20 protein-coding genes and 1 pseudogene are annotated in these 24,822 nt (G+C 52.6%); 11 read left to right on the top strand and 10 right to left on the bottom strand.

Annotated features, from left to right (window positions below; all coding sequences use genetic code 11):
* Positions 1-478: 478 nt before the first annotated feature.
* From CSQ89_RS06350 to CSQ89_RS06365, 4 genes and pseudogenes are all read left to right on the top strand, one after another.
* Positions 479-1,009 carry a porin family protein gene (locus CSQ89_RS06350; protein ID WP_158228917.1) on the top strand — a complete coding sequence of 177 codons (531 nt, stop codon included), beginning with the start codon at positions 479-481 and terminating at the stop codon, positions 1,007-1,009.
* A gap of 285 nt (positions 1,010-1,294) precedes the next feature.
* A pseudogene (locus tag CSQ89_RS23780) lies at positions 1,295-1,789 on the top strand (transposase); the annotation flags it as partial.
* A gap of 310 nt (positions 1,790-2,099) precedes the next feature.
* A complete protein-coding gene (locus tag CSQ89_RS06360; RefSeq protein WP_099405342.1) occupies positions 2,100-2,648 on the top strand; it encodes an outer membrane beta-barrel protein in 549 nt (182 codons plus the stop codon).
* Positions 2,649-3,093: 445 nt separating this feature from the next.
* Positions 3,094-3,660, top strand: a complete 567-nt coding sequence (locus CSQ89_RS06365) for an outer membrane beta-barrel protein (protein WP_099405343.1) — start codon at positions 3,094-3,096, stop codon at positions 3,658-3,660.
* Between the two features lie 214 nt (positions 3,661-3,874).
* Here CSQ89_RS06365 and CSQ89_RS06370 read toward each other — a convergent pair whose 3' ends face one another.
* Entirely contained in the window at positions 3,875-6,589 is a 2,715-nt protein-coding gene (locus tag CSQ89_RS06370) for a hypothetical protein (RefSeq protein WP_139022951.1), read from the bottom strand.
* A 490-nt stretch (positions 6,590-7,079) separates the two neighbouring features.
* On the opposite strand from CSQ89_RS06370, the gene CSQ89_RS06375 reads away from it, so the two are divergent.
* Complete coding sequence (locus CSQ89_RS06375) at positions 7,080-7,583, top strand: hypothetical protein (RefSeq protein WP_099405345.1); 504 nt, start codon at positions 7,080-7,082, stop codon at positions 7,581-7,583.
* Positions 7,584-7,763: 180 nt separating this feature from the next.
* Here the strand turns inward: CSQ89_RS06375 and CSQ89_RS06380 are convergent, their stop codons facing one another.
* The 5 genes from CSQ89_RS06380 to CSQ89_RS06400 form a co-directional block, all read right to left on the bottom strand.
* Positions 7,764-8,792 carry an alginate O-acetyltransferase AlgX-related protein gene (locus CSQ89_RS06380; RefSeq protein ID WP_099405346.1) on the bottom strand — a complete coding sequence of 343 codons (1,029 nt, stop codon included), beginning with the start codon at positions 8,790-8,792 and terminating at the stop codon, positions 7,764-7,766.
* A gap of 50 nt (positions 8,793-8,842) precedes the next feature.
* Entirely contained in the window at positions 8,843-10,381 is a 1,539-nt protein-coding gene (locus tag CSQ89_RS06385) for an MBOAT family O-acyltransferase (protein WP_099405347.1), read from the bottom strand.
* A 203-nt stretch (positions 10,382-10,584) separates the two neighbouring features.
* Entirely contained in the window at positions 10,585-11,931 is a 1,347-nt protein-coding gene (locus CSQ89_RS06390) for a glutamine synthetase family protein (protein ID WP_199065275.1), read from the bottom strand.
* 61 nt (positions 11,932-11,992) lie between these two features.
* Complete coding sequence (locus tag CSQ89_RS06395; RefSeq protein ID WP_099405348.1) at positions 11,993-13,144, bottom strand: CaiB/BaiF CoA transferase family protein; 1,152 nt, start codon at positions 13,142-13,144, stop codon at positions 11,993-11,995.
* A 96-nt stretch (positions 13,145-13,240) separates the two neighbouring features.
* Positions 13,241-14,419, bottom strand: coding sequence for an acyl-CoA dehydrogenase (locus CSQ89_RS06400; protein ID WP_099405349.1), 1,179 nt, complete (start codon positions 14,417-14,419; stop codon positions 13,241-13,243).
* Between the two features lie 159 nt (positions 14,420-14,578).
* On the opposite strand from CSQ89_RS06400, the gene CSQ89_RS06405 reads away from it, so the two are divergent.
* From CSQ89_RS06405 to CSQ89_RS06425, 5 genes are all read left to right on the top strand, one after another.
* A complete protein-coding gene (locus CSQ89_RS06405) occupies positions 14,579-15,469 on the top strand; it encodes a DMT family transporter (RefSeq protein WP_099405350.1) in 891 nt (296 codons plus the stop codon).
* Positions 15,466-16,224, top strand: coding sequence for an IclR family transcriptional regulator (locus CSQ89_RS06410; RefSeq protein ID WP_099405351.1), 759 nt, complete (start codon positions 15,466-15,468; stop codon positions 16,222-16,224). The genes CSQ89_RS06405 and CSQ89_RS06410 overlap by 4 nt, the downstream gene beginning before the upstream one ends.
* Before the next feature lie 78 nt (positions 16,225-16,302).
* Complete coding sequence (locus tag CSQ89_RS06415) at positions 16,303-16,845, top strand: glutathione peroxidase (RefSeq protein ID WP_099405352.1); 543 nt, start codon at positions 16,303-16,305, stop codon at positions 16,843-16,845.
* Positions 16,846-16,849: 4 nt separating this feature from the next.
* Positions 16,850-17,833 carry an NAD(P)/FAD-dependent oxidoreductase gene (locus CSQ89_RS06420; RefSeq protein WP_099405353.1) on the top strand — a complete coding sequence of 328 codons (984 nt, stop codon included), beginning with the start codon at positions 16,850-16,852 and terminating at the stop codon, positions 17,831-17,833.
* 22 nt (positions 17,834-17,855) lie between these two features.
* Positions 17,856-18,323 (top strand): DUF3429 domain-containing protein, encoded by a 468-nt coding sequence (locus CSQ89_RS06425; RefSeq protein ID WP_158228918.1) that lies wholly within the window; start codon positions 17,856-17,858, stop codon positions 18,321-18,323.
* Here CSQ89_RS06425 and CSQ89_RS06430 read toward each other — a convergent pair.
* The 4 genes from CSQ89_RS06430 to CSQ89_RS06445 all read right to left on the bottom strand — a co-directional run bounded on the left by CSQ89_RS06430 (position 18,320) and on the right by CSQ89_RS06445 (position 22,902).
* Positions 18,320-19,483: a CaiB/BaiF CoA transferase family protein gene (locus CSQ89_RS06430; RefSeq protein ID WP_099405355.1), complete on the bottom strand. Its 1,164-nt coding sequence runs from the start codon at positions 19,481-19,483 to the stop codon at positions 18,320-18,322. The genes CSQ89_RS06425 and CSQ89_RS06430 overlap by 4 nt on opposite strands.
* A 135-nt stretch (positions 19,484-19,618) precedes the next feature.
* Positions 19,619-20,506 carry a hypothetical protein gene (locus CSQ89_RS06435; RefSeq protein WP_139022950.1) on the bottom strand — a complete coding sequence of 296 codons (888 nt, stop codon included), beginning with the start codon at positions 20,504-20,506 and terminating at the stop codon, positions 19,619-19,621.
* 338 nt (positions 20,507-20,844) lie between these two features.
* On the bottom strand, positions 20,845-21,735 hold the full coding sequence (gene fghA / locus CSQ89_RS06440; protein ID WP_308418122.1) for an S-formylglutathione hydrolase: 891 nt from the start codon (positions 21,733-21,735) through the stop codon (positions 20,845-20,847).
* 60 nt (positions 21,736-21,795) lie between these two features.
* Positions 21,796-22,902, bottom strand: a complete 1,107-nt coding sequence (locus CSQ89_RS06445) for an S-(hydroxymethyl)glutathione dehydrogenase/class III alcohol dehydrogenase (RefSeq protein ID WP_099405358.1) — start codon at positions 22,900-22,902, stop codon at positions 21,796-21,798.
* Positions 22,903-23,106: 204 nt separating this feature from the next.
* Between CSQ89_RS06445 and CSQ89_RS06450 the strand changes: the two genes are divergently transcribed.
* Positions 23,107-24,816 (top strand): GGDEF domain-containing protein, encoded by a 1,710-nt coding sequence (locus CSQ89_RS06450; protein ID WP_139022949.1) that lies wholly within the window; start codon positions 23,107-23,109, stop codon positions 24,814-24,816.
* Positions 24,817-24,822: the final 6 nt, after the last annotated feature.

Below are 24,822 nucleotides of genomic sequence, written 5' to 3' on the forward strand. Positions count from 1 at the left end.
ATCGGGGTGTTTGTGAGCCTTGCCGAGCATCCAGATATCCACTTGAAACGTTCGTGGACAACATGACAGCAGGACTCACGACTGGCAAGAGAAATGCCGTTCACTGGCTAAAGTGAACGGCATTACCCGTTAGGGCGGCTTTTTGTTGCCCTATTCTCGTAAGCTTATGTTTTAACAGGTGGTGACTGTAATAAGTCGAATGGGTCGGCAAGTATATTCTGACTATGCAGAGGCTAATTGTTTAATTTTTCTAAACACTTAAGTTAAGAAAACGATAATATAAGGAACTTAATTTGTGTCAGAATGACAAACATCGAAATTGAGAATTTTTACGGCTTTGCGGTTTGTAGTTCTTGCAATAAAGGACTTGAAAATTGCCAGGAAGTAAATACTCGATATCTTGCACTACACGCAGGTAGCACACTTTTAATGATTATTCGTGTAGTGATTTTAAAACCCATTGTATATGGAATATGTAATGAAAAAGCAACTCTCCTTACTCGTTGTCGCTGGTGTACTTACTGCTCCTGTATTTGCCGAAGATTTTTACGCGGGTGCCGAAGTCGGTCGTACTAACGTAAAGGGCAGTGGCAATACCAAAGATTTAAAAGGTCATGCAACGAATGTTGGCGTATTTGCTGGATATCAGTTTCACCCGAACGCTGCTGTTGAAGTGGGTTACCGTGATCTGGGAACAGTCAAAGACAGTGATGTTGCAGGCGCCAAGGCTTCTGTGAAAGGCCGTGCTTTACATACTTCATTGGTAGGCATCGTGCCGGTGAGTGATGAATTTAGCCTGTATGGCCGTGTTGGTGTGGCTCGGTTGAGTGCCAAAATGACACCTAAACCTGCAGATTGGAAAGAAACCAAAACCAAGCCTATGTTTGGTATTGGAGCTCGTTATGCAGTGAGCAAGGAGTTTGGTCTGCGTACCGAATATACCCAGTTTGGCAAAGTCGAAGGTGTTAAAGTATCGACCCTAACATTCGGTGGCGACTACCGATTCTAATATTTACTGTGGTGTCTGTTTTTGTTCTCAATCTTGGAGAATGCTAAGTAAGTTTACACTTTCTCTATGATTTTGGGAATGGTTAAAAAACCGTCTGTGCTGAAGCACAGACGGTTTTTTTGTATTTAAAATAGATAGTGGTGAATTGGGTAAAAATATATGAGTAATACTTTCATTTTTATTTAAAAGCTTGGAATGATGTAACTCAGAGCGTGTATTAAAAGCCTCAAACCGTCCCCATGTATTGGATTTTGACATGGCTATAAAAGTAGCGGCGCGAGAAAGCGGCAGTACGGGACCGATTTAAGCGACAAGAAGTGGAAACTGATTGAGACCTTGCTGCCAGAAGCGAAAAAAGGCGGCCAGCCGCGGCATGTGAATCTGCGGCAGGTGATGAATGCGCACTTGTATCTCACACGAGCCGGTTGTGCCTGGCGGCTTTCCCGCCTGGCAAACCGCGTATGGCTACTTTCGAGTGGCTGATGCAAACATTGACGGGGAGTAGCAAAAAGCTACGCCGTGTCTGGGTCGATGGTGGCTATCGAGGAGAATTGCTGGAATGGGTCGCTCAGCGCTTTCGCTTCATTTTCGATGTCGTCCTGCGTCCAGACCATGCAAATGGCTTCGTGCTTTTGCCTCGCAGGTGGGTGGTCGAGCGCACCTTCGCTTGGCTATATCGGTATCGCCGACTTTCCAAGAACTAATGAATGTCTCACCCTATCCAGCGAAACATTCATTCATATCGCCATGATCAATTTGATGCTCAACAGACTGGAATAGCATCAATTAAAACACGCTCTGAATAAGTCGAATGGGTCGGCAAGTATGTTCTGACTATGCAGAGGCTAATTGTTTAATTTATCTAAACACTTAATTTAAGAAATCGATAATATAAGTAGCTTAATTTGTGGCAGAATGAAAATTATCGAAATTGAGAGTGTTTACTAAGCTTTGTGATTTGTCGCTTATTCAATTTTTGAAAGGATTAGCTAGGCAGTCAATACTTGATATTCTACGCTACGCGCAGGTAGGCACACTTTTAATGATTATTCGTGTAGTGATTTTAAAACCCATGTATAAGGAATAGATAATGAAAAAGCAACTCTCCTTACTCGTAATCGCTGGTGTACTTGCTGCTCCTGTTCTTGCCGAAGGCTTTTATGCTGGTGCTGAAGTTGGTCGTACCAATATGAAGGGTGAGGGTGATACAAAAGCAATTAAGGGCAACGCAACGGATGTTGGTGTCTTCGCCGGTTATCAATTTCACCCAAATGTTGCTGTTGAAGCTGGTTACCGTGATTTGGGTAAGGTAAAAAGCAGTCCCTCTGATGGCGTAAACGTTTCAGCAAAGAGCCGTGCCCTGCATGCTTCAGTGTTAGGTATTGTGCCTGTTACCGATGAGCTTAGCCTTTATGGTCGAGTTGGCGTAGCAAAACTAAATACGAAGTTGGCTGCCAATGTTGCCATGCCAGGAAACAGTTTTGTTCCACGAAGCGATGTTAAGGGTATGTTTGGCCTAGGTGCCCGTTATGCTGTAAGTAAAGAGTTTGGCCTGCGTACCGAATATACTCAGTTTAGTAAGATTGGAGGAAATCTAAAGATTTCTACTTTCACTGTTGGTGGTGACTATAGCTTCTAATTTTTATTGTCTAGTTTTGTTCACAGTCGTGGAGAGTGTTAATTAAGCTAACACTGTCAATGTGAATGTAAGAGTGATTAAAAGGCCGCCCATACTTTTTCAGTATGGGCGGCCTTTTTCTTGTAATTTATGGGTAGTGATGAGTTGAGTAAATATATATGGGTATTATTCACTTCTTATTAAAAAGTCTTGGAAAGATCTAACTCAGTAGTTTAATTGTTGGATTAAAGTCATAAATTAAGTTTTAGATCTTTATTTAAATGGTTGGCTGGGTTGAAATTAGTTTCATCTGCTATATCCTTGATGCGCGGATTTGTAAGTCTAGGTAAGGTGAAGAGCTTAAACTGCCTTCTAGGCGTACTTTGCAATTGGGGGACAGTAACATGTACTCCCGTTACTTTGATACTGGGATCTTAAACTGACAAAAAAGGTAGAGAATTAAATTATGAAGAAGCTATTGCCTTTGATAGTGGTCGTTGGTGGGTTTGTAGCCCCTGCTTTTGCTGAAGATTTTTATATGGGTGCCGATCTAGGCCGTACCAATTTGAAAGATACCGAGGATGGCTCTGGTTTTAAAGGCCATGCAACAAATGTTGGTGTCTTCGGCGGCTACCAATTTCATCCAAATGTTGCGGTAGAGGTAGGCTACCGTGACTTGGGTAAAGTAAAAGATGACCTTACGGAAGTGATAAATAATGTTCCAGTCAGTGTTAACGCTTCTGTAAAGTCACATGCTGTATATGCATCATTACTTGGTATTGTGCCAGTAAGCAATGAGACTAGCCTTTATGGCCGTCTAGGAGCGGCTAGATTGAAAGTAAAGTCTGCAGCTACCGCTATTGGTCTACAAATTCCCGACGAAACACTGAATAAAACCAAGGCAATGTTTGGTTTGGGTGCTCGGAGTGCGGTGAGCAAAGAGTTTGGTTTGCGTGTTGAGTATAATCAGTTTGGCAAAATTGATGGCCTCAAGATATCTACCTTTTTTGTAGCGGGTGACTACCATTTCTAATTGCTAGCTATCCACCATATTCTCATTGATGGGTATGAATGTTAGATGTATTGATCAGACGCAAAAAACCTCCTGGACACATGGCCGAGGAGGTTTTTTTAGATATAGGTTGTAAGGAATTTTTCTTCACATCAATGAATTTAGTGATATCTCATTGATGTGCATGCGAAAGAAGCTATGGCAGGCAACCTTTAGCCGTGAGTATTGCGACTCCCTATTGCTGGTATTCAGCCTCAATCGTTTGCTGATTCTCCTTAATTTGATTTTTCAGCATTACAACCTGTGCACGTTCTTTGAAGCAGATATTGATATTCTTAGCGACCCACCAGACGAGTCCAGCTACCGCTAGGCCGCCAATAATGGCAGGGAATACGCCGCCAGTAACTATTCCACTCACGATCAGGCCCACCGGTACACCGACTGCAGCAACCGCGGTTATCGACCCACCAATGGCCAAGCCGATGCCCAACGATGTAGCAATACGCGTTGGAGTGAGCTTGAAGAACGCCCGTTCCAATCCTGAGAGTATTGTTTTGCCAACGCCGGTTGTTTCCGGAAGCTGCTTTTCTATTTCCTTGAACTGAGGCGTAGCAGCACTCTTAATTATCCGGCCGAGGTCGCTACCATGTAGCCCAAGCCATTCAGGGCGTTGCTGGCGATTGATCGCAGTGACATCGGCTACAAGCTGACGAGAAATGCCAGCAAGCTTTTCCGTCGTTTTCAGCGTTTGGCTGGTATCGCCGGCTATGACTGGGGAAACCTTGTCGATAGGCTTTGCATGTGCATTCAGCATGGTTTGGTAGTTGTCGACGAACTTCTCCCTTATCTGGGTGGCCAAGGTGTCTTTCAATTTGCCAAACTGTTCATCTAGCCGTGCCGTGAGAGCAGTTTTTTCTTCCTCAAGCAGATTTTGTTTTAGCACTACCTCAAGATTGGCTTGATGCTGCTGCTCGGCTGTATCGTAAAGCTTTATCAGGCTTTCGTGGATTTTGCCTACATTGCCCGGGATATTTTCTGCGCTTTTGCCTCTGAAGAATTTCTCGAAACTGAATGACTCAACTGCCCTGCTTAGGGTTTGGACAAAGCCACGCTCGTAGGTGTCCGTAATGTTCTGCAAGGCCCCCAAGTAATTCTTACGTGCCGTGCCGTCGACTTGTTTCGCTACGGCTGATTCATTTTCCAAGCGTTCAGGGAAGATATTGGTGCCGGGAGTTTTTGCGGCATAGGCTTTGTGAGCCTTATTTAACGCAATACTGATCTTATCCTTTGTGCGTGTTGCTACATCGTCGGGATGATGACGCTGGCCAACCTGCTCCAGATCATGCTCCATCTCCTGATGGAACTCAGCTGAAGCCTCTGCGACATCCTTACCAAATTTTTCGACACGATCACTGGTCTTGACCCTGTGGGCAATGCGCTGGAAGAAATGGGTGAGGCTACGGTCGTTCAAGCTCACTGCGTGGTCTTGTTCCAGTTGCTCGACGGCTTCCCGTGCGTTGTCCTGATCTTTTTCTACCCGGCCGTAGTGGGCGATCACCGATTCGACTGCGCCAAAGTCTTTCATCTGCACTTCATGTCTTGAAGGAGAGCTGAAGTGAGTAATGACCGACTTCATCGATAGCGTTTTCATCGCGACATCGTCGGCTTTACCTGGGCGATGCAAGGCAGGCTTTGATGCATCGTGGATTATCTTTTCCAGCGCTTCCGGGGTAATCAGCTTGATATCCAGATTACTGAACGAAAAGTTGGACATCGTGGTGTAGAGGCTACCGTTACCTTTGTGCTGCGTCTTGAACTCGTCAAACAGCCGTTGCAGCTCGCCGTTTGTTTTTGGAACGCTTCTCCATTTTGCAGCACCCTCTGGGCTCAATTCAACGTACTGCCGAATCGTTGCACTTTCACGGATGTCGCGCCGCAGCTTGTCCACATGCCCGTCTTTTTCATTGATGTACTTGTTCAGTAGTCCGATAAGGACATCATCAATACCATGCTCCAGCGGTGTTTCCGGCGTGGCGGTATCGATATTGGCTACCCCAGCACCGGTATGACGATCAGCAGTGGCTATCTGCTCGTGCTTGTTATGTGGGGAGGGCAGCGTGCCTTTGATAGCACTTAATACGGAAGCCGCTTTGGATTTTTTTGGCGCTCCTGCATTTTCTGTATCCTGTGAGGATTCAGTTTCTTTACTTTGTATTGCTAGGGACTGACGTACTTTCGCTGATGATGCCGGTATTTGCTCGTCATCTGCGAATGGATCGAGCGCCGTGGGGTAGCCTCGGTTGGCTTGCAAAGGCGAATTGAGTTCAGGCTGATTCGAGTTTTCATCACCAAAGGGGTTGGCGGTCGTTGGTGTTGTGGTCCGTGACACATCTGGCGTGCTGGGCGGCGTGTAACCCTCAACCTGAGCCAACGGTGCCGATTGCTTCCACGCTGCTTTCAATTGATCAAGCAGGCTATCCTTATCTTTGGAAAACAGGTCGCGATGGTGTCCATTTTGCTTTAATGCATCGACCAACTCAGTAAACTCGGCTTTATTCAGCGCAGGTTGATGGAAGGCTACATTCTTACCGTCTATTACCAAGTATTTGGCAATAACCGGGGATTTACTAATATCGCTGGCCAAACGTTCAGCTTTGTGATCGGCATACCTTTGAAATACCTCAGCCAACGGCGCAGAACTACGCACAGCATTATCGGACTGGGACAAATTCAGAAAATTATCGGTACTTGCGGTTTTACTTGCCTCTGTTTTCCCATTTCTTCCCAGAAAATTGCTTAGGTTGCTGGTGAATGCTGACCCACTGTGTTGAGGCTTGGAGGTTTTCACCGCGGTGATTCTTGAGTCATTACGTTCTGGTGTCTCAACAGACGAAGTTGCGTCGTTATGATTCTGGACAGGGGAGAGTTGGGTGATATTGACCTGAGGCATGATGCTTTTCTTTCAAAATCCAGTCATAGCGTCCACAGCAGTGGCGTATCGGTGGAGTAATGGTAAGAGAGTGGGGACAGCGCAGCTGCCTCGCGGCAAGGCTGAGTAAACGCAGGCAAAACCAACTAGACACCGCTGAATAAAGCTAAGGCTCTAGGAGCGAGAAGACTAGGACGAATGCATAAATGCTTCTTTCATAAATCCGCATCTTCTTTCGTAAATAAGCATTTTCTTACGTAGAGTGGTAAGCCAAAAAACCGTAGACTGCCGACGTGTGATAGTGCGAAAGGGGGCAGAGAAAACCGTGATGAAGGTTTTCACGCGGTAGGGTGACTTAAGGATGGGAAGAGATTTGGCGAGCAGAACAGCGCTATCGTAGGGGTAGGAAACGCAAGCTGCTGTGCAGGTTGATACACAATTTTTTCTGAACTTGCTCACGACTGGTTACGAGCAGTCTCAGCCTCATGAAAATCTCAGGCAATGTTGATAAATGAGTAATAAATTTTATGACCCACTGTCGTTCTCCCAGACCTCTGCAAAAGGTCTGGCGGATGTTGTGAGAGAGGCATTGGTTAGCCTCGGTTGTCCCGCGAGCAAGTTAAACGACTTTGAGCAGCATGCCAGTGTCACTATCGAAGTGGATGGCTTGCCGAATATTCAGATATCTATCGAGAACGACAGGCTATGGATATGGAGTGCTTTGACTGATTTGAGCGAAGAGCGCGTGATGCAGCGCGCGGCGACCGTGCTCTCGCTCCTGGTAGTTGCCATGGAGAGTGTGGAGACCGGCCAGCTGGTACTCGGTAAGGGTCAGGAAGGATATGAGCTCAAGGCATTGGTCTGCCCATCCTGTCTTAAGCAAGAAGATGGGCTGGCAGATGTCATAGAGCAATTTCAGAGCCGTCTTGAAGCGTTTTGCCAGGTTTTAGCTGGCGTCTGTGTGCAGCGCGCTGTAACAGACAATCCGGCAAACAAATGTATCGAATGGCTGTGAGCAGATTATCAAGCAGTATTGTTCAGGGTGGATGTGCTGTTAGAACCTGTCTAAAGCCTCGCGAGCTAAGGCAAGATAAGGCGGAACCGCCGAGGAAGCGGCGTTTACACAGGGTAAATGCGCATTCCGAGAATGCTTTTAGCGCCTATTGCCAATGCACAGCAGATTTTAGGCAGGCGCTTAGAAAGCCAGCAATGGCAATGTTTGCAGCACCAAGTCTCCCATATACAGAAAGCCCGCATCACTCAGGTGGGTGTCATTCGGCAGGTAAAGGTCGCGCTGCTTGCGCTGCTGCTGTTTGAAGAGTGTGCCTAAGTCGAGTATCCGTATGATGGTTTGCTGCGCCAGTGTTTGCCAGATATTGACAAATGGGTGCTCGTTGCCTGTTCCATAGCCTAGGTAGACTGTTGATTTATCGGGTACGATCAGCCATAGCGGCTGTATATTCAGCTGGCGAAGGCGGGTGTCTATCGCGGCAACTTGCTGTGTGCTATCGAAGCTGGGTTTGTGGAAATCGTTCTTATAGAACAAGCCATAGTCGCAACGCTGGTGGGAAAACAGCCCGCACCCATCAAGTGCAATGACCTTTGTATCCCCAAATGTTTTTTCCTGCCCCTGTGCGTAGCTTAAAACCAGCTTGTGCCACAGCGCCTTGTATACCCAGCCCCAGCCCAGTGTTTCAGTTGGATGAGAGTTAAGCGTGGGCTTTGCAATACGTAAGGCTGCTGGGCTGGCAATGGCTTGGTCGCAGCGAATCTGCATGCGTTGTTCAAATTCCCGCTCTACGCTTTCCAGTACGATATAGCGCCCCTTGAAACCGGATTCACGGATCATTCGAACGAGAAAGTCACCGTAACTGGCATCACGGCGGCTGCAGTGGCGTTGGGTATCCCAATGCACGGTTGTTGTCTTTATCCCCTGTGCCTGTAGCCGGCTTTGCCAGACGTGATTCATGGAAAACGAATCACCGATGACCAACATGTCGGCCTGTGCAATAGGCGTGTTGATTTGCCATTTGGCTGGTACTGCTGCTTGTGCTTGCTGAGGCCCAAAGTCAGATTCCGGCAATTGGCCCAGCCGCGTCAAATCGCCTTTCAGCGGTTTGAATGCGCTACCGGCCAGGGTACCGACCAAGGCAAGCACCAACATAGGCAGGACCAAAGCCAGGCTGAATTTTTTTGGGGTGATCGGTGCTAGCAGCGGATTCATGATTCGTGAGTCGGATAAAGACAAGGGATAGGGTCTGCTATGCGCTGGTGCTAAAACTGGAAGTACAGAAACTCGGACTGACGATGGAGATTGGTTAGTACAAAATAGGCGAGTGTCAGCAATAGCAGGGCATGTGCCCAACTGGGCCGCCAAGCCATGTATCGCAGCAAGCCTTTGCGTTCTGTGGTCGGGGTTTGAACGATTTCCTGTACGTTGGGTAGGCAAAAGGCAATCAACATCGCTATCAGGATGGCATTGAAGGCTTTGCCGGACTTAAGCTCGGTAAGGGGCATGACACCTTGAAACTGCGCGCCGAGTGCTGCAAGGCTGTTACCCACAGCGCTGGCCGCCAATTTGGGCTCCAACGATATACCATGTATACCAACCATTGCCTGCAGCAGGTTCATTGCACTGCTCGCGCTGTCTGCGCGGAAAAACACCCAACCTACCACCACGGCCAGAAATGTGAGCATGCCGCCGGCTGCTGTCGTCATACGGCCAGGTGTGGACCAGCCGAGTTTTGTCCGTAGAGATCGCCAAGCATGGTTGATCAATAGGTAGCAGCCGTGCAGTCCACCCCAAATGACAAAGGTCCAACCTGCCCCATGCCATAGGCCGCCAAGCAGCATGGTGATCATCAGGTTCAGGTAGCGGCTGGTTGCGCCGTGCTGGTTACCCCCCAGCGGGATGTAAAGATAGTCACGCAGGAATCGCGACAGCGTCATATGCCAGCGCCGCCAGAATTCGATGATGCTGGTGGATTTATAAGGGGAGTTGAAGTTGATAGGCAGCTGCACATTGAAGAGCAGTGAGATGCCGATGGCCATGTCGGAATAGGCCGAAAAATCGAAATAAAGCTGCATGGTGTAGGCCAGTACGCCAATCCAGGCTTCCAGGAGCATGGGCTGGCCGCCCTGCGCCACGACCTGGAACACGGGCGTGGCATATTCGGCCAGCGTGTCGGCAATTAGTACTTTTTTACCCAGGCCCAGCAGAAAAATCGTGAGACCAGTGGCGATATTGTCCCAGTCAAGCCGGCAGGTGGCTGGCCTTGCGAACTGAGGCATCATTTCTTTGTGATGCAACACTGGTCCGGCGATCAGGTGCGGGAAGTAAGTGATAAACAGCGTGTAATGGATGAATCGGTATTCCTTTACCTTGCCCTGGTAGGTATCGACGAGAAAGGCAATTTGGGTAAAGGTATAGAAGGAAATGCCTAATGGCAGCACGATTTCACCAATCGAGAGCGTTGTACCCGTTAGGGTCTGTAGGCTATCAGCAAAAAAATTGGCATATTTGAAGTAGCCTAGCAGCGCAAGGTTGGCTGTAATCGCCCCACCCAGAAGCCATTTTTGCTGGCGTCTGTTGTGTTCGGCCCACCGGGCAACAACATAGCCCGCGCAGTAGTTGAATGCGATGGATGCCAGCAGCAAACCCACAAAGCGTGTATCCCACCAGCCGTAAAAGAACAGAGACGCGGCGGCCAGCCACAGCGATGCGAATTGATGACTACGTTGCCCGATAAGATAGAAACCACTCAACACGATGGGTAGGAAAACAAAAATAAAGACGTAGGAATTGAACAGCATGCGTGTTTGATGAGGGCTGTATGTTGGCCTGGCCAACCGGTGGCTGAGTGAGGAGACAGGAGAGTTGCAACAGAATCCGAAGTGCTTGGTGCGCCGGGCATAGTACCAAAATGCTGCCGATTACTGCGGCCCGATAAGCTGTATGTGATGCGGCTCAATTGAAAACGGCGTTCAAATGAACGCCGTTTCTGAGTGGGGTTGAATCAGGCGAGGGGAGCCAGAAAGCGCCGCTCCCACGGGCTGACTTCGTTGAGGTAGCTATCTAGCTCTACTTCCTTGACCGCTACGAAGGCATCGATGAACTCATCCCCCAACAGGTCGCGCACCCGTTGGCTGCTTTGCATAGCGAGCAGTGCGCTTTCCAGGGTGCGTGGTAGCTCTGGCCCGGTGTCTTCTTGCTTGAATACGGTACCGATCGCTTCGGCGCACGGCTGCAATTTGTCAGTCATGCCATATAGCCCTGCCGCCAAGCTTGCCGCCAGGGCGAGATAAGGGTTGGCATCGCAGCCCGCAATCCGGTTTTCCACCCGCCGCCCTGCTGCATTTGAGCGTGGAATACGAATACCCACCGAGCGGTTATCGTGGCCCCAGCTCAGGTTGACGGGTGCAGCCATATGTTTGGCAAAGCGGCGGTAGCTGTTCACATGCGGGCAGAGCAATGGCATGAGTTCCGGAATCAATGCCTGCTGACCGGCGATGAAACACGAGAATAGCTCGGTGGGTTCACCATTGGCGTTGCTGAAGATATTGTGCCCTTTGTCATCCACCACGCTTTGGTGGATGTGCATGGAACTGCCAGGCTGCCCAGCCAGCGGTTTGGCCATGAAGACCACTTGCAGGCCATGCTTATAACCCACTTCGCGCAAAGCATATTTGAACAGAAAGGTCTGGTCGGCCAATTTCAAGGCATCGCCATGAACGAGGTTGATCTCATACTGGCTTGGGCCAAGTTCGTGCACGAAGGTATCTCCCACGATACCCAGCGTCTCCAGTGCGCTGTAGACATCATCCCAGAATGGACCGAGGTCGTTCAGTCCACCCAGGCTGAAGCCTTGCTGACCATCTTCCCGGCGGCCATTGCCTTTGTCCGGCGCTTCGAAGGGGTCGTTAGGGTCGACATTGGGCGCAAAGACATAGAACTCCAACTCCGGTGCTACGACGGGTTGCCAGCCATGCTCGGCATAACGAGCGAGTACCTGTTTCAACACATTGCGGCTGGCGATCGGGGTAGGTTTGCCATCCAGGTCTTCGCAGTCATGCAACGCTAAGGCACGTGGCTTACCGGCCCATGGTACAGGCTTAAGCGTGTCGTAGAGCGGCAGTAGCTTCATATCCGGGTCGCCCTCGCCGGAGAAGCGGTAATCTGCCCAGTCGCCAGTGACGGTGTGGATTGCTACTGCTCTGCATAGACGCAGTTCCTGTCCGTTGGCAAACGCCTTGGCTGGCATGGTCTTGCCACGGGGGACACCATTGATATCTGCAACCAGGCATTCCACTTCGCGAATGCCATGCTGGTTGATAAAGGTGGTAATGGGGTCGTGCTGTTTCATGGCTGTCTCTCTGTCTGCGCCACGCTGTGGTTGGCCGGGATAAAGTACGCCATTGGCGGATTCATTTTGTCAGTACCTCATTAGTATGCTGGCCCAGGGTAGGCGGCGCTGCATGGTACAGAATGGGCGTGCGTGAAAACCGGATAGGGTTGGCAACCATGCGTACGCTACCGGCAGGGTGGGGAATATCCGTCACCATCTGTCTGACCTGAGCCTGGGATTCGGCGAGGGCTTCGGGGATGGTGTTGATCGGCCCGCCTGGGATGCCAGCTGCTTCCATATGGGTAATCCATTCGCTGCGTGGTCGGGTCTTCAAGACAGCGGCAATCAATGGTATCAAGGCTACCCGGTTTACCACGCGGGACTTGTTGGTGGTGAAGCGCTCGTCAAGCGCCCATTCGGCGTGGCCGCACAGTTCGGCGAAGCGGGCAAACTGGGTGTCATTGCCGACGGCGACGATCACATGGCCGTCGCGGGTCTCGAATGCTTGGTAGGGCACGATATTGGCGTGGGCGTTGCCATAACGGGGTGGTTGCACATCGCCGACCAGATAGTTGCTTGCCACATTGGCCAGCATGGCCAGCTGGCAGTCAAACAAAGCAAGATCGATGTGTTGGCCAATGCCGGTACGGTCGCGATGCGACAGCGCTGCCAGGATGGCGACGGTGGCATACATGCCGGTGAACAGATCTGTTACCGCGACGCCTACTTTTTGCGGTTCACCATCAGGTGCGCCGGTAATGCTCATCAAGCCGCCCAGGCCCTGGATCATGAAGTCGTAACCCGCTTGGTCCGCACGCGGGCCGGCTTGGCCAAAACCGGTAATTGAGCAATAGATAAGATCGGGCTTGATGGCGGCCAGCGTATCGTAATCAAGGCCGTATTTTTTCAGCCCGCCGACCTTGAAGTTTTCCACCACCACATCGCAGGTTTTGGCGAGGGCTCTAATCTGCGCTTGGCCAGCAGGCATAGCCATATCAATGGCGACGGATTTTTTACCGCGATTGGCGCAAATGAAATAAGCCGATTCGCGCGTGGCCTGGCCGTCACGGTCTTTCAGGAAAGGCGGGCCCCAGCCACGGGTATCGTCACCGCCCTCGGGCTTTTCAATCTTGATGACTTCTGCACCCAGGTCGGCCAGCTGCTGCGTGGCCCAAGGGCCTGCCAGCACGCGGGAAAGGTCGAGGACGCGGAGGTGGGAAAGTGCGGACATTTAAGCGCCTTTCAGCACATAACCGGTAAAGACACACAGCACCAAAGGGATACGGCTATTCCCAGTAGTTTCTGTGTACCTGGACAGTACAAGACGTTATGCGCCAAATGCCGCAATGCCAGTTTGCGCACGGCCCAGAATCAGCGCATGCACATCGTGGGTACCTTCGTAGGTGTTCACGGCTTCCAGGTTCATGACATGGCGGATGACATGGTATTCATCGCTAATGCCATTACCGCCATGCATATCTCGGCTCATCCGGGCAACATCGAGCGCTTTGCCGCAGTTGTTGCGCTTGATCAGGCTGATCATCTCGGGTGCGGCGCGGCTTTCATCCATCAGTCTGCCCACGCGAAGAGCGGCTTGCAGGCCTAGGGTGATTTCGGTCTGTATATTGGCCAGCTTCAACTGAATGATCTGATTGGCTGCCAACGGGCGGCCAAACTGGTGGCGGTCCAGCGTGTATTGGCGTGCGGCGTGCCAGCAGAACTCCGCCGCGCCCATCGCGCCCCAGGCAATGCCATAGCGTGCTTTGTTCAGGCAGCCGAATGGTCCTTTCAAACCCTTCACTTCAGGGAACATGTTCTCGGCGGGCACGAATACCTCGTCCATGACGATTTCGCCGGTAATCGAGGCGCGTAATGAAAACTTGCCCTCGATCTTGGGGGCGCTCAGGCCCTTCATGCCTTTTTCCAGTACGAAGCCGCGGATTTCGCCGTCGTCGGTCTTGGCCCAGACCACGAATACATCGGCGATGGGTGAGTTGGTGATCCACATCTTTGCGCCGCTCAGGCTGTAGCCACCATTCACACTGCGGGCACGGGTAATCATGCTGCCGGGGTCGGACCCATGGTTCGGTTCGGTCAGGCCAAAGCAGCCCACCCATTCACCGGTAGCGAGCTTGGGCAGGTATTTCTGTTTTTGTGCTTCGCTGCCATAGGCGTAGATCGGATACATGACCAAGCTGGATTGCACGCTCATGGCTGACCGATAACCGCTGTCAACCCGTTCCACTTCGCGTGCTACCAAACCGTAAGACACATAGCTCGCACCGGCACAGCCATAGCCTTCGATGGTGGAACCTAAAAGGCCCAGCTCACCCAGCTCGCTCATGATTTCACGGTCGAAACGCTCGTGACGGTTGGCTTCGAGCACCCGTGGCATGAGACGGCCCTGACAATAATCGCGCGCTGCATCGCGAATCATGCGCTCATCGTCGTTGAGTTGTTCATCTAAGAGCAGCGCGTCGTCCCATTGGAAGTGCGGCTTGGCCATAGCGTTTCTCCATTATTGTGCTGGGGCGCTTGATGTTGGTCGAAGCGTCCAATTTGTTTTGTTCCGCTTTGCGGAACATAATTCTGCAATGCGAAACAGATTACCGAGTCGGCTTGCTGGTGTAAAGTCGCCCTCCGATGTAATGCCAGAGTTTCCCTTATGTTTGCCTCCCTACCTGCTCGTTGGGCTGCTTTATCCGGTAATACCCGTGGCGTGGGTTTTGTGATTCTGGCGATGGCCAGTTGGGCGTTGATGAATGCCATTACCAAGCAATTCGGCCAGTACAACTACACAGCTGAGCAACTGGTTTTCCTGCGTGCCAATATTGTTTTGCTGATGCTGCTACCCGTGGCGCTTTGGACGCGTGGGCGCTGTCTGGTCAGCCGTTATCCGCGTTTCCATATTGTGCGCAGCGTGTTTCTTGCGACCTCGTCCTACTGTGCGGCCTATGCTGTGACACGGCTGCCCTTGGCTGAAACCAATGCCTACCTGATGACGGCCGCGTTGTTCATGCTGCCATTGGGGGTATTTTGCCTCGGTGAAAAAGCACATTGGTTGCGCTGGGCGGGTGTGGGCATCGGCTTCTGCGGGGTATTGGCGATACTTCAGCCTGGGGCGGCCGCATTCCAGCCGGCTGCACTGGTGGCTTTGCTATGTGCATTGTCCGAAGCTGGGCTGGGGGTGGTTTTGAAGAAAATGGGCAGTGCGGAAGCGCCTGTTACGATTGTTTGGTGGAGTTACGTTACCAATTGGTTCGTGTTTGGGTTGCTATGCGGTTTTAATCTGCCGATGCCCCCACAGGCGGTCTGGCATCTGTTGCCATTGCTGGGCTTGGCAACCATGGGTGTTTATTTCGCCTATATCCAGGCCTACCGGGTAGGTGACGCCAGTGCGGTGGAAGCCGGCAGTTTTTCATTGCTGCTGTTCAGCCCCTTGATAGGGTGGCTTTGGTTTAGCGAAGTGCCGGGCCAAGCCTTTTGGATGGGGGCCGGGCTGCTGGTTGCGGGGATTGCCATTGTGATCATTGAACCCAAAGGTCGCGCCGAATGAGCGAAATGTCAGATACCGACCGTTTGTTTGTCACGGCGTTGGCGCGTGGCTTGGACGTGTTGGCCGCCTTCAAGGCTGGCGATAGGACGCTAGGCAATACCGAGCTTGCCCAACGTTGCCACTTGCCCAAGTCGACTGTATCGCGGTTGACTTATACCCTATGCCAGCTGGGCTACCTTAGCCAGGATGAGGCCGGTAAATATCATCCGGCCCCGGCCGTGCTTACCTTGGGTTTTGCCGCGCTGGCAGGGTTGGACTTGCGTGAGCGGGCGAGGGAACCGATGCGCAGGCTGTCGCAGGAAACTGGCTTGTCGGTAACGCTGGGAGTGCGGCAAGGCACGCGGGTGGTCTATGTGGAAACCTGCCGTGCACCGACGCGGGTTGGTATCCGTTTGGAGGTGGGTTCCAGCGTGCCTTTGGCTACAACGGCGATAGGGCGGGCACTCTATAGCGTTTTGCCTGTCAGTGAGCAAAGCGGGTTGGAAAGCCCACTGGCCGAAGAGTACGGACCGCGTTGGCCGATATTGGCAGCACGCTTGTATGCCGAGCGTGCGGCTTTTCAGGCAAAGGGCTTTTGTGCATCCTATGGTGAATTCGAGCCCGATATTCATGCAGTGGCAGTACCTATAATGGGCAGTTCGCCATTGATGGCAATTAATTGTAGTGGCCCGGCCTATCGACTGACGCCGATACGCTGGGCTGAAGAGATTGCCCCAAAGGTGGTCGCACTGGCAGCGCACCTTTCTGTCGAATGATGGTCTCTTGCTGGGAGGGCATAGCTTTACGCAATTGGGGCGTGTCCAAGTTTCGATATAGTTGACCGGGGGTATTGCATGGTACGTTCCAGTTTCTGCGCGGTGCTGCTGATGACAGCTGGGGTTGCTTCCGCTGCCGATTGTACGGCGCTGCTCAAACATGAATTCAAGACCCTGCAAGGCCAGCCGCTTAACCTGTGTGGCATGGCCGGCAAGCCGATTCTGGTAGTAAATACGGCAAGTAAGTGTGGTTACACCCGTCAGTTCGAAACCCTGGAAGCCATGTATAAGCAATACAAGGCGCAGGGCTTGATGGTGGTCGGGTTTCCAAGTAATGACTTCAAGCAGGAACTTGCCAGTAACAAGGAGATTGGCGACTTCTGTAAGCTGACCTACTTTATTGAATTCCCTATGGCCGAAGCCAGCAGTGTAAAAGGCGAGAGCGCCAACCCTTTTTTCAAGGCGCTGGCATTGGCAACCGGCGAAGCGCCCAAGTGGAACTTTCAGAAGTATTTGATTGCCCCAGATGGCAAGACCGTTTATGCCTTTTCCACGCCCACCGAGCCGGATGCCCCGGAATTGATGAGCAAGCTTAAACCCATGCTCAAACCCACTAAGTGAGCGAATGATGACGCCCTTGCATGTGCTGGACGTAGCGGTAATTGGCGCTGGTGTTGCCGGCCTTAGCTGCGCAAATACCCTGGCTCAAGCCGGGTTGAAAGTGGCCATTTTTGACAAGGCCCGTGGTGCTGGCGGCCGCATGGCAACCCGCCGTGGCGAGCACGCCAGTTTCGACCATGGAGCGCAATACTTTACAGCCCATGTACCTGCATTTCACGCCGCGGTGGCTCAGTGGCAGGCAGCGGGCGTCGTCACGGAATGGAAGGGCCGTATTGTCGCTTGGGATGGGACCAGCTTTGCTGATTCAGATGGGAAGACCCGTTATGTGGCCGAGCCCGGTATGAGTGGCCTGTGTCGATACCTGATGGGCGACCTGAGTTTCTTTTCCCAACATAAGCTGATTGGCTTCGAGCGTGATGGCGAGGGCTGGCGGCTGGATTTCGAGAGCGGAGAAACCGCGGCCTGTCGTAAGTTGGTGCTTGCTTTGCCAGCCCCCCAGGCTGCACAGTTGTTGGAAGCCGAACCTGCTTTACATGCCATCGTGGCCGGGGTGACGATGTCTCCCGTCTGGGCTGTCATGGTGCGTTTTGCCGAACCGTTAAATCTGGACTTCGCGGGTTGTTTTGTAAACCAGGGGCCATTGAGCTGGGTAGCCCGCAATTCCAGTAAACCGGGGCGGCCTGCCGGTGAAGCCTGGGTATTGCATGGCAGTCCGGGATGGTCGCAAGTGCATGTCAGCGAAAAGGAAGACAGCGTCAGCAATGCGCTGTTGGCCGCTTTTCGTAACCTCGTCGGTGTGCAGGCCGGTGTGGAGGAGTTGAGCGCCCACCGTTGGCTGTACGCCCAGGCCGATAACCCTTTGAATGTGGGTTGTTTGGTCGATGCCAGCGCCACGTTGGGTTTGGCGGGTGACTGGATAAATGGATCACGCGTCGAAGGCGCTTGGGATTCCGGACTGCAAGTGGCCGAGAAACTCTTGGCGCAATAGCCCAATCCGGCGGAAGCTGACGATGTCGACACCAAGCGAAACCAGAACCCCCATCCCCACCAGTGCGCGCTGGCTGGGAGTGGCAGGGCTTGTCCCGTTCTATGCCTGTTTGGCGATTGCCGCCTTGGATTTGGCGCACCACCGGATGGTGCCGCTGAATGCCCTGGTTATCTACGGTGCGATCATTCTTACGTTTACCGGCGCTATCTGGTGGGGGTTGGCGGTGCATGCGCCATCGGGCACGCCAGTCCACCGGGTATATACGGTTTCTACGTTGGCAGCGTTGGTAGGCTGGGTGGCGTTGCTTTTGCCCACCAACCGTGGCCTGGCGTTGTTGATGGCCGGCTTCATGGCGCAAAGCCTTGCCGACTATGCGCTTTATTTCAGCCACCCTCGCGTATTTCCAGGATGGCTTATGCATCTGCGCCGGTTGCTGACGGTGGGGGTAGTGATTGCACTGGTGATAGGGTCAGCTTTGCTGCCTCGTTAACCCAGCGCCTTGCTGGTGCGTAGCGTACTGATGGTCGTTTCATCCAAGCCCGCTTCACGCAAGATGGTTTCGCTATCTTGCCCCACCTCTCCCCCTGCATGGCCGTAGTTTGCTTCTGCCCGTGAAAATCGGATCGGCATGGCGGGTTGGCGTAAGCAGCCTTTGCCATGGGGCACGTCGACTGTCCAACCGCGTTGCCTTGCCAGTTCACTATCGAGTGCCTCTGGCAAGGTCAGTACCGGTTCGACGCACGCATCGACTTCGGCAAACTGCGCACGCCAAAAGGCTTGGGTTTCTTCGGCCAGCCTTGCCGCCAACGCCACTTTGGCTTTCTGTGGGGCTCGGCCTAATTCGGCGGCTAAACCGGGCAGACCTACCGTATTGCATAAGGTAGTCAAAAAGGTGGGCTCCAGGCTGCCGACTGCCAGCCATTTGCCATCGCGGCAGCGATAGTAATCGTAATGGCTGCCACCATTGAGCAAGCCTTGTTCCGGCAGGGTATTCTGTCCAGCCAGTGCCGCGCTAGCGGTGAGGGCATTGAGGTGTAAGGCGCAGTCGGCCATGGCGATGTCGATGTGCTGGCCCAGGCCGTCTGCATCGCGTTGCCTTAATGCAGCGAGGATGCCAATCACCGCGTGGAGCGAGCCACCCGCCACATCGGCAATTTGTGCCCCTAGCGGTGGCGGGCCGCCATCATCGCGGCCTGACCCTGCCGACAATCCCGTCAAAGCCAGGTAGTTGATGTCATGGCCTGCCCGGTCGCGTAGCGGGCCGGTTTGGCCGTAGCCAGTAATCGAGCAATAGATCAAACGTGGATTGTGTTCGGCCAGTGCTGAATAGCCCAGGCCCAATCGTTCCATGACGCCGGGGCGGAATTGTTCCACCAGCACGTCAGCTGTTTTCACCAGAGCCAGCACGGCTTCACGTGCGCCTTCGGCTTTCAAGTCCAGCGCCAAGCTACGCTTATTGCGATTTAGATAGGCATGCGCGGCCGATGTACCCTCTACAAATGGGGGTAAATGCCTTACCAAGTCTGGCCGGCTGGGGGATTCGATACGAATCACCGTTGCACCCAGGTCCGCCAGTAGCCGGGTTGCAAACGGACCGGGTAGTAGAGGGGAGAAGTCCAGGATGGTCAGCTTGTGCAACGGTGCGGTCATGGTTGGTCCTATCTACAAGGCCGTCACACGATAGAACATTCCAGCTGATCAGAAACAGGTTGTTTGTTTGGGTGGTGTTGCCAAGCAACAGTATTGGCTGCTGCTTCTCTCTTGTATCTGCTGATGAACAGGTTTTTAGGTTGTGGACTCCTTAATTATCAATGCTGCGGGCTGTCGATAAATGAAGCTTATATAAATCCCAGATAGCAACCCTAATGCCATCGCTTCCAATGAAAATTGCCCCATGCTTAGCACCGCCATAATTGGCGATAAATCTGAATAGAAAATATAGAAGATAGGTGCGAGTAATAGTCTCTTGAGTAACATGATAAAAATGGTAAACAGCACAATGCGTTTTATTGGTCCTTGGCCAATATTCCACCAGCTGAGCCAGCCTAAGATAAAACAGGCAATCACGGCTTCTGCATAGGTTAAATAGGCCGGAACCAGTACATTTAGTTGGTAGGGGGGTAGAATCGCATCTTGCTGTCTTGGTTGGGGGACAAAGGGAAGCAAAAATTCTGTTAGCGCATTTGCCCCAGGTATAGCAATCCATTGAATTGCTATAGCCCCTAGTATTGCGGCGATCATTTTGTGCCATAGAGTGCCGAGCCGGTGTGGGCCAAATACAACCACAAAGCAGGCAATACAAAGACAAGTAAGGATGGCAGGCAGGTTACCAATAAAGGCATACATCCAGGCAGAAGATACGATCGCATTCATTAATGGGGCACGAATCAATACTTCCTTTAATGCCGATAGCAACAATGTCATGATCAATATCTGCGCTATTGGCGAATGGCGTCGAAGTTTTTCATGGCTGAATTGATAAATAAAAATAGCAGCCAATAAGATGCCGACATTATCTATAAAGGGGACCCAGCCGTTTTTGGGATACCCCGATGGATAAGGGATATTCAATACTTGCAGCATTACGGTATGAACGCTCAAAGATAAAATGCCAATAACGACAAGCGCGATTGCCGTTATTGGCGTGTAAAGCCGTATTCCTGTATTGCTCACAACGTTTTGTCCTCTAGGTGCAATGGTTTGCGTTTAAACATTATCCCGGTCCACATTTTACGCTGGCTCTCGGCCCGTAATATTTACAGCTGAACCCATGCATGCCATTGCATGGATGTTTATTTCAAGGATTAGTTGCACTAGGACACTCAAAAGGGTGATCAAGCTTAAATTGCCGATGGCTGACGTGTGGCGTTTTGTTTCGTTACTGGGCTTTACTCATCTTATCCATGGTGCCGCTCCTTTTGGTGTGGGAGGCGCGCCAAATGCCTATGCAACGCGGCCCATTGGGTAGCACTTCGAGTATAGACCGCCAGGAAAGTGTTTCCGTTCGGTGCTCAGGCCGAACGGTAGTTGGGTTCCTCACTGTGAAAGAACGCAGGGTTGGAAGGCATCAACTGCTGGGCGTGGTGGGCGATATGGTCGGCAATAAAGCTGCTGATGAAGTAGTACCCATGGTCGTAGCCTTCGTGACGGCGCAGGGTGAGTGGCTGGTTGGCATCGCGGCAGGCAGCTTCAAAACGGTCGGGCAGCAGCTGGTTATCGAGGAAGGTATCGCTCAGACCCTGATCAATCAGGATGCCGGCAGGGTAAGGCGCTTGGGTTTTGCGCATGAGGGCGCTGGCATCATGGGCGAGCCAATCGGTAAGGTCACTGCCGAGGTAACCGGCGAACGCTTTTTCGCCCCACGGACATTCGCTGGCTGCGGCAATCGGGGCGAAAGCGGATAAGGACTTGAACCGCCCAGGGTGACGCAAAGCCAGCGTCAAGGCACCATGGCCGCCCATGGAATGGCCGAAGATGCCAAGTTGGTCTGCCTTGACAGGCTGCGTGGCGCAGACCAGATCGAGCAGCTCGTGCATCAGATAGCTCTCCATCCGATAGTGCGTACTCCACGGTGCTTGCGTCGCATCGAGGTAAAAGCCTGCCCCTACGCCGAAGTCCCAGCTTTCCATCTCGCCCTCCACCCTGGCGCTGCGTGGGCTGGTATCTGGGGCGATAAGCGCCAGGCCATGTTCGGCGGCATACCGCTGTGCGCCGGCCTTAATCATGAAGGTTTCTTCGGTACAGGTTAGGCCTGCGAGGTAAACCAGACCCGGTACCCGTCCTTGCTGCGCTTGTGGCGGTAGGTAGACTGAAAAGCGCATGGACAGGCCGATTTCACGCGAGTCGTGCCGGTAAAAGCGCTGCAGACCACCGAAGCAGCGGTGTTCGCTCATCAATTCCAGAGTGCTACTCATCGCGTATTGACCTCTTTGTTATCGCCATCTTGTTTATTTCATCTTCGATCAGTAAACCACTACCGACCGAATCGACTCCCCTGCCTTCATCAGGTCAAACCCCTCATTGATGCGTTCCAGCGGCAGGCGATGGGTGATCAGGTCGTCGATATTCAGTTTGCCTTCCATATACCATTCGACAATCTTTGGTACATCGGTGCGGCCGCGTGCACCGCCAAAAGCGGAGCCTTTCCATTCACGGCCGGTGACGAGCTGGAAGGGGCGGGTGCTGATCTCGGCGCCGGCTTCGGCCACGCCGATAATGATGGATTTGCCCCAACCCTTGTGGCAACACTCCAGCGCCTGGCGCATCACCTTGGTATTGCCGATGCACTCGAAGCTGTAGTCGGCACCCCCATCAGTAAGCTGGACGATATGGTCGACCACGTTCTCGACTTGGCTTGGGTTGATGAAGTGGGTCATGCCGAACTGGCGTGCCAGTGCTTCACGTCTGGGGTTGAGATCCACGCCGATGATCTTGTCTGCGCCCACCATTTTCGCGCCCTGAATGACATTCAGGCCAATGCCGCCGAGGCCAAACACCACCACATTCGCACCGGCTTCCACCTTGGCGGTGAAGATGACAGCGCCCACCCCCGTCGTTACGCCGCAGCCGATATAGCAGACCTTATCGAACGGGGCATCCGGGCGAATCTTGGCCAGGGCAATCTCGGGTACCACGATATGGTTGGCGAACGTGGAGGTGCCCATGTAGTGGTAGATGGGTTTGCCATCGAGCGAAAAGCGCGAGCTGCCATCGGGCATCAGCCCCTTGCCTTGCGTCGCGCGAATGGCTTGGCATAGGTTGGTTTTGCGCGAGAGGCAGAATTTGCACTGACGGCATTCGGGGGTGTAGAGCGGAATCACATGGTCGCCCGGCTTTAGTGAAGTGACGCCCGCACCAACCTCCATCACCACGCCGGCACCCTCATGGCCGAGGATGGCGGGGAATAGTCCCTCTGGGTCTGCGCCCGACAAGGTGTAATAGTCGGTGTGGCAGATGCCGGTGGCCTTGATCTCAACCAGCACTTCACCCGCACGTGGCCCTGCCAAGTCGACTTCTTCAATGCTGAGTGGTTGGCTGGCTTGCCAGGCGATGGCGGCTTTGGTCCTCATTAGGTCTCCAAACTGAGTAGGGTGGGAAGAACTATTTTACTGTGCCAGCTCTCTTACCGGGCTGATGTATGGCGTGTAAACAATCGTTACCTACCACAAACCGCGGTTTTTTCACCGCTTGACTAATTTCGACCTTGTTGTTGTCCAGTCAGGAAATGGAAAAGGCCTTGTGACATTGTTTGTAAACAAGTGACCAACTTGCCAATGTCGCAAACCCGGAAAGTCATCCTCTCGCAACGTTATCTCCAACTTGGCTTTGTTCTGGCCATGTGCCTGCTGTTGTTCACTGCGCTGGCGCCTATCATCTCGGCCGGTTGGGTGGAAGAGTCGGATGTCCGCTATCTGCAGACCGCCGAGCAGATGGAGCAGTTGCAACTCATGCTATCTAGCTTGAAGTATGCAGAATCAGGGACTCAGGGTTATCTGATTACCGGTCGACAGGAGTATCTACAGCCTTATTATCAGGGGAATGAACAAGCTCAGGGACTATTGACCCGCTTGCGTCGGACATTGCGTAATGATACTGATACCTTACGCAGTCTGGAGTTGATCAGCCGGCAGATCGATATATTGCATCAATACCAGGGCAGGGTTATCGAACAACGGCGTCTGAATGGTGGGACCCCGGCTTACACTGATGATATTTTGTCGGGCAAATTGGGCATGGACCGGTTGCGCTTTAGCGTTACCGATCTCCGTAGCCAGCTGAATGCCCGCAAGGCGGTGCAATACAACGAATACCAAAGCCGCCGCCAGTTGGTGAATCTGGTTGTGGTGCTGGTGACTGTGCTCGACGCAGTGTTGTTCAGCTTACTGTTATGGCAGATTTTTCTGGGCATACGCGAGCGGGCAAGGACGGTCGAAGAGTTGCAGGAGGTCAGTGAACGCATGCAGCTTGGTGCGGCGAACCTTGAAGAACGTAATCGGCATATGGCGCTATTGTCCAAGATGTCCAGTGCGCTACAGGTCTGCCAGGATGCCGAAGAGTTCTTCGAAGTGGCCGGCAAGTATGCTTACCAGCTGTTTGGGCAGCATGCAGGTGCACTCTATGCCTATTACTCTTCGCGTGATTTGTTGGAGCGTATGACTTCGTGGGGGCAGCTTAGTAGCGACACGATCTTGTTCGAACCGAATCAATGCTGGGCCATCCGGCGTGGGCAACCCCATGCGGTAAGGGATTTGCGTTTGGAACCTGTTTGCCAGCATCTGGGGGTGCGCCGGCCGGATGCTTATCTGTGCCTGCCGCTGATGGCAGGTGGAGAGCCGGTAGGTATTCTCTACCTGGAAGCCGGCACAGCAGAGGTTGCGGACGCATTCCCACCTGAACTGTTGCAGGTTGCCAATACCCTGACTGAACAGGTAGCGCTGGCTGTAACCAATATGAATCTACGCGAGAACCTGCGCAGGCAGTCTATCGTCGATGCCCTGACCGGGCTGTATAACCGCCGTTTTCTCAATGAGACCCTGGAACGCGAATTGGTACGAGCCAATCGTCAGAATACGCCTCTGAGCCTGGTGATGTTGGATGTCGACCACTTCAAGCGATTCAACGACAACCATGGCCACGAGGCGGGTGACCAGGTATTGCGGCATATTGCCCAACTACTGTTGAAGTCATTGCGCGGTAGCGATCTGGCTTGCCGCTTTGGCGGTGAGGAGCTGACACTGATTATGCCGGAAACCGATCAGGTAGCGGCGTTGGCAAAGTGCGAGCTGTTACGCGAGCAAATTGCGCAACTGACGGTGCGCGTGGGTGGTGTGGTATTGCCAGCGGTCACCATTTCCATGGGGCTGGCGGTCTACCCTCGGGATGGCGAGCAAGCGGATACACTGATCCAGCATGCGGATGCGGCTCTTTATCGCGCCAAGAACGATGGGCGCAACCGGGTGGAGGTGGCGCGGGTCGAAGAGTAGCCCGGG

It is taken from the genome of Chitinimonas sp. BJB300 (genome assembly GCF_002735695.1).
In the GTDB taxonomy this organism is placed as follows: Bacteria; Pseudomonadota; Gammaproteobacteria; order Burkholderiales; family Chitinimonadaceae; genus Chitinimonas.

Bases quoted from the DNA above. Each gene is read 5' to 3' on its own strand.
- CSQ89_RS06385 (WP_099405347.1), bottom strand. From the start codon at position 10,381: ATGCTGTTCAATTCCTACGTCTTTATTTTTGTTTTCCTACCCATCGTG.
- CSQ89_RS06350 (WP_158228917.1), top strand. From the start codon at position 479: ATGAAAAAGCAACTCTCCTTACTCGTTGTCGCTGGTGTACTTACTGCT.
- CSQ89_RS06395 (WP_099405348.1), bottom strand. From the start codon at position 13,144: ATGTCCGCACTTTCCCACCTCCGCGTCCTCGACCTTTCCCGCGTGCTG.
- CSQ89_RS06430 (WP_099405355.1), bottom strand. From the start codon at position 19,483: ATGACCGCACCGTTGCACAAGCTGACCATCCTGGACTTCTCCCCTCTA.
- CSQ89_RS06420 (WP_099405353.1), top strand. From the start codon at position 16,850: ATGATGACGCCCTTGCATGTGCTGGACGTAGCGGTAATTGGCGCTGGT.
- CSQ89_RS06365 (WP_099405343.1), top strand. From the start codon at position 3,094: ATGAAGAAGCTATTGCCTTTGATAGTGGTCGTTGGTGGGTTTGTAGCC.
- CSQ89_RS06400 (WP_099405349.1), bottom strand. From the start codon at position 14,419: ATGGCCAAGCCGCACTTCCAATGGGACGACGCGCTGCTCTTAGATGAA.
- CSQ89_RS06390 (WP_199065275.1), bottom strand. From the start codon at position 11,931: ATGAAACAGCACGACCCCATTACCACCTTTATCAACCAGCATGGCATT.
- CSQ89_RS06360 (WP_099405342.1), top strand. From the start codon at position 2,100: ATGAAAAAGCAACTCTCCTTACTCGTAATCGCTGGTGTACTTGCTGCT.
- CSQ89_RS06445 (WP_099405358.1), bottom strand. From the start codon at position 22,902: ATGAGGACCAAAGCCGCCATCGCCTGGCAAGCCAGCCAACCACTCAGC.
- CSQ89_RS06380 (WP_099405346.1), bottom strand. From the start codon at position 8,792: ATGAATCCGCTGCTAGCACCGATCACCCCAAAAAAATTCAGCCTGGCT.
- CSQ89_RS06405 (WP_099405350.1), top strand. From the start codon at position 14,579: ATGTTTGCCTCCCTACCTGCTCGTTGGGCTGCTTTATCCGGTAATACC.
- CSQ89_RS06415 (WP_099405352.1), top strand. From the start codon at position 16,303: ATGGTACGTTCCAGTTTCTGCGCGGTGCTGCTGATGACAGCTGGGGTT.
- CSQ89_RS06375 (WP_099405345.1), top strand. From the start codon at position 7,080: ATGAGTAATAAATTTTATGACCCACTGTCGTTCTCCCAGACCTCTGCA.
- CSQ89_RS06450 (WP_139022949.1), top strand. From the start codon at position 23,107: ATGTCGCAAACCCGGAAAGTCATCCTCTCGCAACGTTATCTCCAACTT.
- CSQ89_RS06370 (WP_139022951.1), bottom strand. From the start codon at position 6,589: ATGCCTCAGGTCAATATCACCCAACTCTCCCCTGTCCAGAATCATAAC.
- CSQ89_RS06425 (WP_158228918.1), top strand. From the start codon at position 17,856: ATGTCGACACCAAGCGAAACCAGAACCCCCATCCCCACCAGTGCGCGC.
- CSQ89_RS06410 (WP_099405351.1), top strand. From the start codon at position 15,466: ATGAGCGAAATGTCAGATACCGACCGTTTGTTTGTCACGGCGTTGGCG.